This window comes from Prevotella aurantiaca (assembly GCF_015262605.1).
GTDB classification, from domain to species: domain Bacteria; phylum Bacteroidota; class Bacteroidia; order Bacteroidales; family Bacteroidaceae; genus Prevotella; species Prevotella aurantiaca.
The window spans coordinates 44,316-59,557 of record NZ_JABZSJ010000007.1 but is presented as its reverse complement, the minus strand read 5'-3'; the positions used below and the strand labels follow the sequence as shown (position 1 = coordinate 59,557).

Annotated in this window: 10 protein-coding genes; 7 read left to right on the top strand and 3 right to left on the bottom strand. The window is 36.3% G+C overall.

Going from position 1 to position 15,242, the window contains the following annotated elements; all coding sequences use genetic code 11:
- Nucleotides 1-226: 226 nt before the first annotated feature.
- Nucleotides 227-1,879: a hypothetical protein gene (locus tag HXN26_RS02725; protein ID WP_273158492.1), complete on the top strand. Its 1,653-nt coding sequence runs from the start codon at nt 227-229 to the stop codon at nt 1,877-1,879.
- A 124-nt stretch (nt 1,880-2,003) separates the two neighbouring features.
- Here the strand turns inward: HXN26_RS02725 and HXN26_RS02720 are convergent, their stop codons facing one another.
- Complete coding sequence (locus HXN26_RS02720) at nt 2,004-2,669, bottom strand: SprT-like domain-containing protein (RefSeq protein WP_273158490.1); 666 nt, start codon at nt 2,667-2,669, stop codon at nt 2,004-2,006.
- Nucleotides 2,669-4,090, bottom strand: coding sequence for an ATP-dependent DNA helicase (locus HXN26_RS02715; protein WP_273158488.1), 1,422 nt, complete (start codon nt 4,088-4,090; stop codon nt 2,669-2,671). Before HXN26_RS02715 ends, HXN26_RS02720 begins: the two co-directional genes overlap by 1 nt.
- Nucleotides 4,091-4,310: 220 nt before the next feature.
- On the opposite strand from HXN26_RS02715, the gene HXN26_RS02710 reads away from it, so the two are divergent.
- Together HXN26_RS02710 and HXN26_RS02705 are read left to right on the top strand one after the other, a co-directional pair.
- The gene (locus tag HXN26_RS02710) at nt 4,311-5,123 is read left to right on the top strand and encodes a DUF3822 family protein (RefSeq protein ID WP_273158487.1); all 813 of its coding nucleotides are present in this window, start codon (nt 4,311-4,313) and stop codon (nt 5,121-5,123) included.
- Between the two features lie 23 nt (nt 5,124-5,146).
- On the top strand, nt 5,147-5,677 hold the full coding sequence (locus HXN26_RS02705; protein WP_273158486.1) for an RsmD family RNA methyltransferase: 531 nt from the start codon (nt 5,147-5,149) through the stop codon (nt 5,675-5,677).
- A 30-nt stretch (nt 5,678-5,707) separates the two neighbouring features.
- Here the strand turns inward: HXN26_RS02705 and HXN26_RS02700 are convergent, their stop codons facing one another.
- Nucleotides 5,708-6,334, bottom strand: a complete 627-nt coding sequence (locus HXN26_RS02700; protein WP_273158485.1) for a DUF2238 domain-containing protein — start codon at nt 6,332-6,334, stop codon at nt 5,708-5,710.
- Nucleotides 6,335-6,636: 302 nt separating this feature from the next.
- Between HXN26_RS02700 and HXN26_RS02695 the strand changes: the two genes are divergently transcribed.
- Genes HXN26_RS02695 through HXN26_RS02680 form a run of 4 tightly spaced genes read left to right on the top strand, consistent with a single transcriptional unit; the run spans nt 6,637 to nt 14,821 of the window.
- Nucleotides 6,637-10,014, top strand: a complete 3,378-nt coding sequence (locus HXN26_RS02695; protein ID WP_273158484.1) for a helicase-related protein — start codon at nt 6,637-6,639, stop codon at nt 10,012-10,014.
- 5 nt (nt 10,015-10,019) lie between these two features.
- A complete protein-coding gene (locus HXN26_RS02690; RefSeq protein WP_273158483.1) occupies nt 10,020-13,304 on the top strand; it encodes an Eco57I restriction-modification methylase domain-containing protein in 3,285 nt (1,094 codons plus the stop codon).
- Between the two features lie 4 nt (nt 13,305-13,308).
- Nucleotides 13,309-14,334 carry a RhuM family protein gene (rhuM, locus tag HXN26_RS02685; RefSeq protein ID WP_273158482.1) on the top strand — a complete coding sequence of 342 codons (1,026 nt, stop codon included), beginning with the start codon at nt 13,309-13,311 and terminating at the stop codon, nt 14,332-14,334.
- A gap of 22 nt (nt 14,335-14,356) precedes the next feature.
- Nucleotides 14,357-14,821, top strand: coding sequence for a DNA-processing protein DprA (locus HXN26_RS02680; protein ID WP_273158481.1), 465 nt, complete (start codon nt 14,357-14,359; stop codon nt 14,819-14,821).
- Nucleotides 14,822-15,242 lie beyond the last annotated feature (421 nt).

Sequence of the window (15,242 nt, the reverse complement as noted above, 5' to 3'; positions counted from 1 at the left end):
TAATGATTATTAGATAGTTACAAGGATTTTAAGCACATTTTTGTCATATAGGCCCTTATTTTACATGAAATATAGACTTTTTTAGTGTTCTTTCGACGTATTTTGTGTTTCCTTTTAGTTCTATCTTCAGACTTTAATACATTTTGTCTTGTAGTTTTAAAGTTTCTTAAATAGGTCATATTTTTCTTTTAAAACTACTATCTTTGTCTTTAAAATATATCAATTTATGAAAAGAACTATTTTTCTTTTATTCCTCTATTGCTGTGTTGCAGCAAGTATCTCTGCCCAGCAACGATTCTCTTTGCCCGAAGCAGATGCCATCGGTTATAGCAAAGGAGGTTATGATCTAAGCATCTATACGAAGCTAAATGACGGCAGGTATATACTAAAAAGATTAACCACAAGTCGAAATAACGACCGCTTATATGGGTCTTCTGATATGTATTTGATAGGCTGGAATATGCGTTCTGAAGTTGATACAGTAAGTAGAAGCGAAATGGAGAAGAACGATGATTATATTTTTGATGTTGAAAACCTCCGTTCTCTTTCTCTTAAAGACTATATTGGGAAGACCTTTGACATAGAGGAAGGTGGCGAATGGAAACGCGACAAAACTTCCTCTCAGTATGTTCTGAAATTCTTAAGAAGCGACCTTGCTGTGGTACAAGAATTGTATTACGAAAAAGTAGAGGGCATTTATGAGAGATGTATAAAGTCTTTTGTTGTTCCAGACTCTGTTAAAACTTGGCATGCATACCGCTCTAATCACCTCTTACCACTTGTATTGGAATTAAAAGGTGGCAAAAATGTTTTGCTGTTCCATGCCCGTGGTTTTGAATATACACTGCTTTCAACTACCAAAGGCGACCTGTTGATAAACCTTAAGTATGCATATCAACCTGTGAGTTTAGCCGATGCAGGAGGGAAATATGCTGATGCTAAGGCTTATGACTTCCAATACTTCTACTCGAAAAGATACTTTGGTCTTCACAAAACGGAAGAAGGTAAACTCCAATTGTTGAATGGTTTCGGGGAGAAAGTATTGAAGTTAGATTATGATTCGATAAATTACGATGATCGTTTTATCATTGCAAAGAACGGAAATAGCATTGATTTGTACAACCTTTACCTTGAAAAACTAAATGTTGGAGCTTTAAAAGCAGCACGAGAAGTAGTGAATTGCAATGTCGGTACGATAGAAGTGCTTACCGAAAACGGCCCTTTTTACTATGACGAAAAGGGTAATAAGATAAAGAGCCCCACCAAATTAAGATTGACTCTCTGTGGAACAGTACCTCATTGGGAATATAGTTTGAGGAAGAAAAATGGCAGTTATCAGTTTAAAAAATATACTGGTGGTCCTGGAGTACGCGATGAAGTGGGTGAAAGCTATATACTTTCAGACTGCCAACCTACTGATTCTGTTTCCTTCCTCAGTGGAGATAAGGAGTTTGAACGTGATGGTAATAGTGATATTGTTGGTGAAATTGAAATGTACCCAGAGTGGATAAGAGTAGGAAGAAAAGGCAAATATGGTATAATTGCCTATGATTATAAGCAGCCAGAAAGTGTAAATCCCAAGAAAACTATAAAGCGTTTGTACAATTGGGTAAGGGCTGTCCTAACCTATCCCGTCCTGAAACTCAAAGGCAAAACGTTGCTTCCAATAGTTTACGATTCTATTATTATGCGCCGTGATGGCCTTATTTATTTCTATAAAGACGGCAAAGTGGGACTCTTTCCACGTGATAAGGAACCTGTGTACGATGAGTTAGAGCAACGCACCAAGTCATTTTATTATATTAAAAAAGATGGTATAGAAGGTTGGCTCGATATTAAAACCAACAAAGAATACTTCTTTCCAAAAAGCGACCAATAGCTTATGCCCACTAAATAACATGTTCTAAAAACTCAATAATATAGTTTTTAGAACATGCTATATGTTGATTGAAGACTTAAAACCTGTATAGATTATCTGTCAAAGAAGTTGGAAAAACCAACTTTTACAACGTTTCAACCCACCCATTTTTATCTTTTACCAATGTCATTTGAGCAGTTAGATTGGTAAAAATCTCTGCCGAAACTGAACGAGCACGAAGAGTTCGCACCTTCGGGAAGTTGCGGAAGTAAGCATCTTGTGTAATATACCAAGCGTAATTGCTTATCTTTTCCACTCTTTTTATTTGCCTTTCTAAGTCTGCCAGCATTGTGCGTGCAACGGAACTAAGCAGGTATGAGCCATCGTTCATTTCTATTGCTAAGACCAAATAGGTTTCTGATGAATTACTTTTGCGTGGCGCATGCTCTGTCATTCGCTTGCTAATGGTAATATTACGATGGTGTTTGCTGTTTATTTCGTCCATTCTTTGGCGGAATAATATACCGTGTGCCGATGTGTCTTTCAGTTTTTTGTATGCAATTTCGTAGTGTATCATTTCGTGAATAAGGGTATCTTCGATGAGCGGTAGTGGCACATCGTAATAGTTAGATACCACAATAGTGAAATTGCGGCGTGTTTTTCCCCATGCTTTTTGTATGTGATAGTGCATAGAACCCAGCCTTCGCTTGGCATTAGAGACCCTTAAATTAGGCATAGGAAGAGTGTTTTCGAATATCTCTTCGTTATATTTTCGAAAGGCTTCTTGAAGATATGCTATCGTAATTTCCATTATTCTGCAGTTTGTTTCTGAGTCCAATTTACCAAGTAAAGATGCTCGGTGGCACGCGTAAAAGCTGTGTACAGCCAGTGAATATAGTCGGGCGTAAGTATTTCATCGGTCATATAGCCCTGGTCGAGATAGATATGTGCCCACTGTCCACCCTGCGCTTTGTGGCAAGTAACGGCATAACCGAACTTTATTTGCATAGCGTTGAAGTATGCATCTTCGCGTAATTGCTTCATGCGATCGGCTTTTCGGGGCACATCAGCATAGTCTTCCATAACACTTTGGAATAGTTTGTCGTTCTGTTCGCGTGTCAATGCAGGGGCTTCCGTCGTAAGAGTGTCCAGCACGACAACTGTATCTAACTCAGTATTGTTATAGTCGGGGAATTCTAAAGAGGCGTCGGCAAAACGAAAACCATATAGTTCGCGAATGTTACGTACACGACGTATCACCGCATGATCGCCATTTGCAATAAACGAAATATCGGTGCTGCGATCCTTTTCTAAGTATTTGTTCTTTACAACCATCACCAAATCGCCCGTTGTAAGCTCTTCTTCACGACCCAAAATAGTATTGCGAATGCCTTGATTGAAGATGTTTGCACGTTTGTTAGAACGTGTTATGACCATTGTTTCATCTATTCCTACTGCTGAATAACTCGATGCAAGACTCTCAATCAGTTCGTTTCCTGGCACAATAGAGATGTCGGCAAATCCTTTTAGCTTTATTTTGGGCAGCTGGGTTGCTGTGTTTCGGGTAATCATTTCACGTATAGCAGTAGCATTCCATAGTATTCCTGAATGTTGACTTTGGCGCAAAACCTCGTTCAAATCGCATTCGTAAACTTCCAATCCATAAGATTTTAATACGTCAGAACGCAGTGCTGGACTTTCTTCTTCGCCTATTGGAGGCAGCTGAGCCTTATCGCCGATGAGCAAAAGACGGCAGTTTGCACCACTACTGTAAACATATTGCACCAAATCATCGAGCAATCTGCCGCTGCCAAAGGTGGTATTGCTTTGCGAAAGACTAATCATTGAAGCCTCATCTACCATAAAAAGCATGTCGCGAAACATATTATTGTTCAGCGAAAATTGACCATCTGCACCATTAAAGGCTTTTTCTCGATATATTTTTCGGTGAATAGTAGACGCAGATAAGCCTGCATTAAGCGAGAAAACCTTTGCCGCTCTTCCCGTAGGAGCTAACAACGACACCTTAAAACGCAATCGGATAACCGCTTTTACAATGGCTCCAGCAAGCGAAGTCTTGCCCGTTCCTGCACTTCCGCGTAGTATCATGACCGCATTTTCGCTTCTGTCGGTCATAAAACGAGCAAAAGTTTGCAAGGCTTTTCCCTGATCTTGCGTAGGCTCAAAGCCGAAATCTTGCAATATTTGGTAAACCAATTCGTCTTGTATCATTCCTTAATGCACTTCTTTCTTGCCGTGCAAAGTTAGCGATTTTTATTGGGTCGCCTTACTTTTGTATCGTAAAATGCTTGAAAAACAACTTCATCGCTGAATGAAAAGCCTACTATAAGACTGTAAAAAAGTCTATCCTGCAACGGCTATCTGCAACATTTGTAATGCGAAAGGCAGAATAATCGAAAAAAAATGTGTAAGTTTGCAGCAGTAATAGACAATGGTTCAGATAGATAATTACACATCCGATAAGCGCATACGCCTTACCATTCGCATTGGAGAAGGTAACATGTTGTTTGCAGTTGGCGACCCACAAGCTGACGATAACATCGTGTTTGAGCCTTACGAACTAAATAATAGCATGGCCATAGCAGCCAATTTGCGCGAAGCTTTCAAGAAGTCGGAACTTCTACAGAGTGGTTATAAGCGCGTTTTATTAGTCGTAGACACGCCCACGATGCTTGTTCCGTTAGACGAATATAGGGAACAAGACGTGGAATCGCTATACAAACACACCTTTAAATGGCAACGTAGCGAAGACATAGTAACGAGTGTGCTGCCCGAATTAAACGCTGTGGCAGTGTTTGCAGTAAACAAAGATTTGAAAATGGTGGTTGACGACCATTTCGATGATATACGTTTACAACCTTTAATGCAATCTGTATGGTTGCATTTATATAGGCGAGCGTTTACTGGGACACGCCAAAAACTCTTCGTTTTCTTCCACGATAAGCGCATGGAAGTAATGCGATTTCAGCGTAACAGATTTGAATTTAGTAACTCGTACGAAGCAATAAACACGAGCGATATACTCTATTATCTGCTTTATGTATGGAAACTGATGGGTATGGACCGCAGCGATAACGAATTGTATATGGTCGGAAATGTGCCCAACCGAGAAGAATTGCGCAGTGAACTACAGCAATTCATCAGTAGGAACTATATTTTGAACATAGAAACCGACTTCAATAACGCGGCGATGGCAAAGCGAAATGATATTCCATACGACCTAAAAGCGTTGTATTTAGATTAAAAAGAAACGATAAGAATTAGGCTATGCGCATCATAACAGGATTGTTTAAAGGCAGACACTTCGATATACCACGTACTTTTAAGGCACGTCCAACTACCGATTTTGCCAAAGAAAACATCTTTAACGTGCTAAACGGATATATCGATTTCGAAGATATTACAGCACTCGACTTATTTGCTGGCACTGGAAGCATCAGCTTAGAACTAATTTCCAGAGGTTGTAAAGAAGTGATAAGCGTAGAAAAAGACCGCGATCATGCACGATTCATAGCCGATTGTACGAAGAAAATAAAGGTTGAAAATAATATCCTTATTCGTGGCGATGTTTTCCGTTTCCTTAAGTCTTGCCGTCAAAAATTCGACCTTATTTTTGCCGATCCTCCCTATGCTTTACCCGAACTCGAAACCATTCCCAACCTAATTTTCGAGCAAGAACTACTTTCTGACGATGGTATATTTGTCTTTGAACACGGCAAACAGAACGATTTTTCAGCAAATCCACACTTTAAAGAGCACCGCACCTATGGCAGTGTAAACTTCTCTATATTTAAGTAAACACAGCCGAATTCCCTTTGTTTTTACTCATTATTCCCTTCTTCTCTTCCTCGCACATCCAAAAACATAATAAAAGAGAAGCATTATTGTTGATCCTAACAATGCTAAACCCATATCTTTTTGTGGATCCCAAATATCTCCTTGTTGCCCATTATAGTTTTCTGCATCGTTTGCTGTCATCATAACAGTAAGCAACCATTCAAACATTTCATATATCATGCTACCCGTTTGCACCATCAGCCATGCCATAATAATAGAAATAGATGACTGCTGTTTAAAGTAATTTCGGCAGATATATACCAAGTATGGGAACAATAATAAGCCAAAAGAAAAATGCACCAAACGGTCGTAATGATTGCGAGAATCTTGAAAAAAGTCTGTACCAACAATTCCAAGCGAAACCGCTACTTCCTTATATGGTACATACGAATAGATATACCGTGCGCCAATAATATGTAAAAGTGTAAAACATACCATTCCTGCAAATGCCAACATAGGCATCTTTTTCTTGAAAATATCTGTAATTAGCGGAATTAACAACAGCACAGTGCCAATATGTTGCAGTAGTTGCTCATCTGGATAAATAGGATTGATGCATGTTATTATCGCTACAATCACTAAAAATAAAGTAAGTGCAAGCTTTGTTTTATCTATCATAATCTCAATTCTTTAATTCATTGTTTTGCTCTTTCGTTCACAACCTTATAATTGCAATTTTTCCTGCAAAGATAGGTTATATTGATTGAAATGAAGAATAATCAGACAAAAACCAAACACAGCACTAACCTATTTTACTTTTCCTATAAGTTTTTCAGAATTAAAGATATAGATATAAAATGGAATGAAAACTATTATTCTCCTATAGTAGAATTACATTTTTGATTAAAAATACAGATTCTTTAAGAAATAATGAGTAATTTTATAGCCTGAATATTATTGCACAACGAAACTTTAATAATATGGCGCGCATATACGATAATATAGAAACCAAATTTACAGAAGGGCTTCAAGGAATAATTACCAATGTTGGAGTAAAACGAGTAGACTTCTGTGTAGGATATTTTAATCTACGTGGTTGGAATATAGTTGTAGATCAGGTAGATACAATTACTGGCGACTTTGTTTACGAAGATGATAAAAGAATTTTTCGTAAATGTCGGTTATTAATTGGTATGCATCAGCCTTCCGATGAACTAATACGTCAGCTATATACCGAGCAACAATTGCCCGATGCAAATTATGTTAGTCAATGCAAATTGGCTATTGCGCACGATTTCAGACGACAGTTACAATTAGGTTTTCCAACAAAGCAAGACGAATTTACACTTCGTCGTCTTTCTGCACAGATGAAAGACGAAAAAGTATGTGTAAAATTGTATCTTCGCGAACCACTTCATGCCAAATTATACCTGGCTCATCGTCCAGATGATAATTTCAATAAAATACAAGCTATTATGGGTAGTAGCAATCTTACCTATTCCGGACTAACAAAGCAAGGAGAGCTAAATGCAGAATTTGGCGATAGCGACAGTGCCGAAAAATTAGCTTCTTGGTTTGATGACCGTTGGGAAGATAAATTTTGTCTTGATATTACCAAAGAGTTAATAGAAATTATAGACAATAGTTGGGCAGGCGACAAAGAAATACCACCTTATTATATATATCTAAAAACAGCTTATCATCTTAGCGAAGAAGCACGCTCGGGAATTAAAGAATTTTCTATTCCTACAGAATTTAGAGGTGCACTTTTCGACTTTCAACAGACTGCTGTAAAGATAGCAGCACGCCATCTTAATAATGAGAAACGTGGCGGAGCAATGATAGGCGATGTTGTAGGATTAGGAAAAACCATCACAGCTTGTGCCATTGCTAAGATGTACGAAAACACTTTTGGCAGCAATACATTGATTATCTGTCCTGCTAATTTGCAAGATATGTGGGCAAAGTATCGAAAGCAATACGATATGAAGGCAGATATTATGTCAATGTCAAAACCTATTGATGTAGATAATGCCCGCTATTACAAACTTATTATTGTAGACGAAAGTCATAACCTACGTAATAGTCAAGGCATTCGCTATCGCAATATTCGCGATCTTATTCAAAAACAAGATTGTAAGGTTTTATTATTAACAGCAACACCTTACAACAAGCAATATAAAGACCTTAGTAGCCAACTTCGACTTTTTATAGATGACGATATGGATTTAGGAATTCGTCCTGAAGCATATATTCGTGCAATTGGCGGAGAACGGAAATTTGCCGAAAAGCATGAAGATTTTATTAGAAGTATAAAAGCCTTTGAACGAAGCGAATGTCAAGAAGACTGGCAAGAACTAATGAAACTTTTCCTTATCCGAAGAACACGCACGTTCATTAAGGAGAATTATGCAAAGACAGACCCTAAAAACAAACGTAAATATTTGGAGTTCAAAGATGGGCATAAATCTTATTTTCCAGATCGTATCCCTAAAGCCGTGAAGTTTAATACTGTTGAGGGCGACCAATATAGCCGACTCTATTCAAAAGAAATGATAGATTTTATGGAGTCACTTAAGTTGCCTCGTTATGGATTGACACATTATTTAGATGAAAAGAAAGCCGAAGCTGCATCAAAGTATGAAAGTAATTTGATAGATAATCTTTCGCGTGCTGGAGCACAAATGATGGGTTTCTGTAAAAGTACATTCTTTAAGCGTATAGATAGTAGTGGCTATGCATTTCTGCTCACATTATATCGCCACATATTGCGCAATGCTGTGTATATCTATGCTATCGACAATAAGTTGAAATTGCCAGTTAGCGATGAAAATACATTCCCTGAGGACTTTTTAGAAGATTCCGACATCAACGATGCAAATGCAGATTCAGAAAATAGTCAAGAATTTTTTTCTAACAGCAATCTTCTGACAATTCCTAAAGATATGAAAGCTTATATGGAAAAAGCAGAAACATATTACAATGGACTGATAGGAAAGAATAATGTACAATGGATTGATTCTAAATATTTCAAACGTACACTGAAACAGGGGTTAAAAAAAGATTGCGAACAACTTCTCGCTATGATAAAACTTTGTGAAGCATGGAATCCGCAGACCGACCAAAAACTCAACGAATTAGAAAAGCTATTGAACAACACTCATAAAGATGAAAAGGTTGTCGTTTTCACACAATATTCTGATACTGCTACCTATATTTACAAGCAGTTAGAAAAACGAGGAATTAAAAATATCGAGAAAGTAACTGGTGCAACAAAAAATTCAACATCTATTGTAGAACGCTTTTCGCCCATAAGTAATAAAGCAGATATAGAAAAAGAAAACGAACTGCGTATATTAATAGCAACCGATGTATTAAGTGAAGGACAAAATTTACAAGATGCTCATATCATTGTTAATTATGACTTACCTTGGGCTATTATCCGACTAATTCAGCGTGCAGGACGTGTAGATCGTATCGACCAAAGTTCAGAAAAAATTTATTGTTATTCATTTTTCCCAGCCGATGAGGTAGAAAAAATCATTAGTTTGCGTACGCGCCTTAACGAACGTATCAACGAAAATGCAGGAATTGTGGGTAGCGACGAAGTGTTTTTTGAAGGAAACGAACAGAACCTTCGTGATATGTATAATGAAAAGAGTGGAAGTTTAGACGGCGACGACGATGATGTAGATGTAGACTTAGGTTCTTTTGCATATCAGATATGGAAAAACGCTACCGATGCCAATCCAAAACTGAAAAATATAATTCCAGCTATACCAAATATAGCCTATTCTACAAAAGCTGCAACCAATATCAGCGAAAATGGCGTTATCACTTATGCTCGCACATATAACGATTTCGATGTTCTTACTTGGTACAACTCAGAAGGAAAAATAGTTAGCCAGTCGCAAAATCGTATTCTTCAGGCAATGGCATGTACAATAAACGAACCTTGCCTACCAGCACAGGAAAATCATCTTGCATTAGTAGAAAAAGCTGTTAAAGGAATTAAGAACGAAAATACTAATGTTGGAGGAATTCTCGGAAGTCGATTTAGTACCAAACGTAAAATCTATGAATTGTTGAATCATTATTACGAACAACCACTTACTCTTTTTAATACGCAAGAAAAGAAAGAGTTGCTGAAATTTGCTATCGACCAAATCTACAATAATCCATTATTGGAGAATTCTAAATTTATCCTTGGAAGAATGATGCGTACAGGAAATACGCACGACGATATTGTAGATACTGTTATCGAAATGTACGAAAACGCAAATCTTTGTCGGGTAGACGAAGACAAAACAAAACATAAAGACCCTGTAATTATTTGTTCAATGGGATTAAAAGCCTAAAAGAAATGAAAAAGAATTTATTTAATCAATATATCTCTACAGCCAATTTTAAAGAATTGTTTATAAGCGAAATGCTTTGGAACAATCCAACAGGTGCAACACAATTGCCAGAAATAACCATAGACGATACAACTTACCATATAGAGCAGATTGCAGAACGAAAAGGTTTTCAAATTCTAAATTGTAAAGTTAATCAAATACCAACATCGGCTGTATGTAAAAAGATAGACCAAAAAATTAGAAAGAATGCAGAAAACTATATTTGTATTTTTTTCTTACCCGAAAAGCTACATCATCTTTGGATAGCTCCAGTAAAGAAAGTAGAAAAAAGAGATGTTGTTTTAATTGAATACGACACTATTGAAAAGGCTGCATTCTTGTTTGAAAAAATGGAAAAACTATCCTTTTCACTCGAAGACGAACCTAACATTCTCGATATTATAGAAAAAGTTCAGGCTGCTTTCCTTGTAAATTCTGAGAAAATAACAAAAGACTTCTATTCTGGCTTTAAAAAGGAACACAGCAACTTTGCTAAATTTATTACTGGAATTGACGACCATATTGGCGAAAAGGAAAATAAAAACAAACAATGGTATGTATCGGTTATGCTAAACCGACTAATGTTTTGTTATTTCATTCAGAGAAAAGGTTTCTTAGATGGCGATGTAGATTATTTACGCAACAAATTAGAATGGACACGCCAACAAGAAGGCGAAAATCGGTTCTTTAATAAGTTTTATAAAGGTTTCCTCGTCAATCTTTTTCACGACGGACTAAACGCACCACAACATAATGTTGAGTTTGAAAATATTTATGGTCGTATTCCTTATTTAAATGGTGGTATGTTCGACATACACCAAATAGAGCGCAATTATGCTGAATTAGATATTGCAGATGAGGCTTTTTGTAGTTTATTCGACTTTTTCGATAAATGGCATTGGCATCTCGACGACCGTATCACTGCTTCTGGTCGCGATATTAACCCAGATGTGTTAGGATATATATTCGAACAATATATTAACGACCGTGCACAAATGGGAGCTTATTACACAAAAGAAGATATTACCGAATATATTGGCAGAAACACCATCTTGCCTTATTTAATGGATGCCGTAAAACGCAAAGACGAAAAATGTTTCCGCCCCAAAAGCAAATTATGGCAATACTTGCAAGAAAGCAACGATAAGTATATTTACAATGCAATGAAGAAAGGTTGCAACGAACCTCTTCCCGAATATATAGCAGAAGGAATAGACACTGCAAAGCCAAATTTGTCAGAACGTCGTAAACATTGGAACGAACAAACACCCGAAACTTTCGCCTTGCCTACCGAAATTTGGCGAGAAACCATAGAACGTCGCCAACGTTATAGCAACATTAAACAAAAAATAGTGAATGGCGAAATAACCGCTATAAACGATTTTATAACCTATAACCTTGATATTCGGCAATTTGTAGCCGACTATCTTGCCGATACTCCCGACCATTTGTTTATAAAACATTTTTATTCTGCCTTACAACACATAACAATTCTCGACCCAACTTGTGGTTCTGGTGCTTTTCTTTTTGCAGCACTCAACATTCTTGAACCGCTTTACGAGGTTTGTATCAACAGAATGAAGGAATTTAACACGCAAAACCCACTTTTGTTTAAACAAGAGTTGCAAGAAATAACACACAAATATCGCTCCAACATTCAATACTTTGTTTATAAAAGCATTATTCTGCGCAATCTCTATGGTGTTGATATAATGGTTGAAGCTACAGAAATTGCAAAACTACGTTTGTTCTTAAAGATGGTTGCAGTAGTTGAAGTAGATAAACGCGACCCAAATTTAGGACTCGACCCTTTGCCCGATATAGATTTTAATATTCGTTGTGGAAATACACTTGTGGGATATGCCACACAAGCCGAATTAAAACGCGATTTGGCGGAAGGAAATATGTTTGACAGGGAAGAATTTGAGGCAAAAATTAATGGGGAAATGGAGAAAATTTCTAAAGCTTATCAGCGTTTTAAAGAAATTCAGCTCCAACAATCGGATAAAATGGTAGACTTTAAACAAGCCAAATACGCCTTAAACGAACGTCTTTCTGCATTAAACCACCTGTTAAACAATAAAATGTATGGCGCAGTAGAAACGAATATCAGTTACGAAAAGTGGCTTCTTACACATCAACCTTTCCATTGGCTTGCCGAATTTTACGAAATTATTAACGAATATGGAGGATTTGACGTGATTATTGGTAATCCGCCGTATGTAGAGTATAACAAGAAAATACAAGGGATAGCTATTTCTGACCTTTATAAATTAGTTGGATACAAAACAATATCATGTGGAAACTTGTATGCTTATATACTTGAACGTTCAAAAAAAATAATGAAACAAGAAAGCTTTATAAGTATGATAGTTCCTTTGAGTGGACATAGTACAGAAAGAATGGCTCCACTTGTAACGAATTTCTATGAGAAATTCGGTTTGCATCTGCACTTAAACTTAAGTGCAGATGCAAACCCTCAAAAACTTTTTGAGGGTGTGAAATTCCGTTTGGGAATTTTCATCGCTACTGATACAGGAAAAGGAAGATATTCTACAAAATATACACGTTGGTTGGCTGATGAACGCAAAATTCTTTTTAATGCCTTAGTACGTTATAACAGCATTGAAGATTATACTTATCAGAATATTATTCCAAAAATAGCAAGTCCATTGTTTGTTAGTATCGCAAGAAAGATAAAGGAAAATAAAGTTCAATTGTTTGTAAATTCTGGTCATGAATTCTGTCTTTATAATGATGCCCCAATAAACTGGATGCGTGCCCATTCATTTATTCCATATTTTTGCAGTGAACGTGATGGAGAAATTATTTCACGACATCTTAAAAAAATGAATTTTCCAACTAAAGAAAAAAAAGAAGTTGGCTGTGCTATAATCAATAGTACATTATTTTTAGTATGGTGGCTTACACACTCATCATGTTACAATTTGAATTCTACTGAATTATATAGTTTTAATCTTAATGTTAATGCAACCTTACAAGAAAAACTTGTAAAGCTAAATCGAGAACTTACAAAAGACGTTCAAAATAAATCTAAAAGAAGGGTGTATGTTTATAAAACAACAGGACGCGTTGAATATGATGAGTTTTATATGAAACTCTCTAAACCTATTATTGACGAAATAGATAAAGTTCTTGCCCGTCATTATGGTTTTACAGAAGAAGAATTAGACTTTATTATCAACTACGACATAAAATATCGTATGGGCGATGAATTAAACGAAGAGTAGAATTATGTACACAAGCAATAACGATAATATGCTTATCTATCAGTCGGCAGATGGGAAAATAAAGATAGATGTTAGGTTTGAAAAAGAAACTGTATGGCTAACACAAGCGCAAATGTGTGTGCTTTTTGGTCGCGAACGTAGTGTTATCACCAAACATATAAAAAATATATTTGCAGAAAACGAACTTAATGAAAATAGCAATGTGCAAAATTTGCACATTGCAAATTCTGATAAACCAGTAAAGTTCTATAATCTCAATGTTATTATTTCGGTTGGTTATCGTGTAAAGTCGCAACAAGGTACGCAGTTTCGTATTTGGGCTACACAGCGATTAAAAGAATATATTATTAAAGGATTTGCATTAAACGATGAACGTTTCAAAACAGGGTCTTCCTACAATTATTTTAAAGAACTTTTAAATCGTATTCGAGAGATACGTATTTCCGAAAAAGTGTTCTATCAGCAAATTAAAGATATATATGCAACGAGTATAGATTATAATCCATCGGCAGAAATGACATTGGCTTTCTTTAAAGAAGTACAAAATAAACTGTTGTGGGCTGTTAGTGGAAAGACAGCTGCCGAACTTGTTTATTATCGTGCCAATGCTTTGCAGCCAATGATGGGACTTACTTCTACAGAACAAGAGGGAAAAGTTACCAAAAACGATACACTGATAGGTAAGAACTATCTGAACGAGAAAGAGATTGGGCAGTTAAAACTTATTGTAGAACAATTTCTTGCTTATGCAGAGGCACAAGCTTTAGCAGAAAAACCAATGTATATGCGCGATTGGTTGCAGAAACTACGCCTTATTCTTACCTTGAACGAAAAGAATATTCTTGAACATGCTGGTACAATATCGCATAAATTGGCTGTTGAAAAAGCTTCGAAGGAATACATTGCTTATAAAGAACAACAGCGAAGAGAGGAACATTTTGAGAGTATAAAACAGCTCGACCAAGATTTAAAACGTATTGCACTATGCAAAGAAAATAAAGACGATAAGGAGAAAGGTTACAGCGAATAGAAAAAAATAGAGAGAGTGGGCTATGATAACCAATGTGGAATATCTTGGCAATAAAGACTTGTTACGGCTGAAAAAGGTAGCTTTTTTAGCATCGAATACAATTTCTTCGGGAACAGTGCTGAAAGTTTACGATTGGGCTACCGATATGCGTAATAGGGGAGAGTGCGTTGTTAGCGGATTTTGTAGCAAGTTAGAAAAAGATGTTCTTCATTTTTTGCTGAAAGGCAGTCAGCCCATCATACTTGTTTTGGCACGAAGAATGTATAAAGTTATTCCAGCAGATTTGGAAACTGCCTTAGAGCAAAACCATTTACTAATTATTTCAGCCAGTAATTCTGTTCGACAATCGAAAGAAACAGCATTGGTAAGAAATAAATATATTTGTGATATTGCCGATAAAATTCTGTTTGTTGGCGTAACCGAGCAAAGTAGCCTTTATGAACTACAACATCATCTTTGTAATAAACAAAAACTCGTTACGCTATAATTATATCCAAACCAAAGAATAAGAAATAAAGTTCATGTAACGTTGTGGTGCAGCTATTTCATTCTTTCAGATTTTTTCATTTTCTTACGCACTATTCCTTCAACTTGTTTTCTCGTTTTTCGTATGATAATGAGCTAATATATCCCATTTTTTTAGAGGAAATAAAGACTTTCAAAGAGTAAACACCCCCTCTCTCAGAGAGAGCTAAAATAAGCACGAAAAAATTTATAATGAAAAACCATGAAGTTTTTTATTATAAAATTAAAATTTATAATTATGATTTTTATTTTTATAATATAAAATTTTGGAGTTGGTAATTATGATTTAATTAAGGCTAATTTCACTTGTTTTTCTTATCCTATAAAATAGCCGTATTCACCATAAATATCAATAAAAAGAAACATGCTACAAAAACTTTCTG

Excerpts from the sequence above, each read along its gene's own strand:
- HXN26_RS02710 (WP_273158487.1), top strand. The coding sequence starts at position 4,311 with ATGGTTCAGATAGATAATTACACATCCGATAAGCGCATACGCCTTACC.
- HXN26_RS02680 (WP_273158481.1), top strand. The coding sequence starts at position 14,357 with ATGATAACCAATGTGGAATATCTTGGCAATAAAGACTTGTTACGGCTG.
- HXN26_RS02700 (WP_273158485.1), bottom strand. The coding sequence starts at position 6,334 with ATGATAGATAAAACAAAGCTTGCACTTACTTTATTTTTAGTGATTGTA.
- HXN26_RS02690 (WP_273158483.1), top strand. The coding sequence starts at position 10,020 with ATGAAAAAGAATTTATTTAATCAATATATCTCTACAGCCAATTTTAAA.
- HXN26_RS02705 (WP_273158486.1), top strand. The coding sequence starts at position 5,147 with ATGCGCATCATAACAGGATTGTTTAAAGGCAGACACTTCGATATACCA.
- HXN26_RS02720 (WP_273158490.1), bottom strand. The coding sequence starts at position 2,669 with ATGGAAATTACGATAGCATATCTTCAAGAAGCCTTTCGAAAATATAAC.
- HXN26_RS02725 (WP_273158492.1), top strand. The coding sequence starts at position 227 with ATGAAAAGAACTATTTTTCTTTTATTCCTCTATTGCTGTGTTGCAGCA.
- HXN26_RS02715 (WP_273158488.1), bottom strand. The coding sequence starts at position 4,090 with ATGATACAAGACGAATTGGTTTACCAAATATTGCAAGATTTCGGCTTT.
- rhuM (WP_273158482.1), top strand. The coding sequence starts at position 13,309 with ATGTACACAAGCAATAACGATAATATGCTTATCTATCAGTCGGCAGAT.
- HXN26_RS02695 (WP_273158484.1), top strand. The coding sequence starts at position 6,637 with ATGGCGCGCATATACGATAATATAGAAACCAAATTTACAGAAGGGCTT.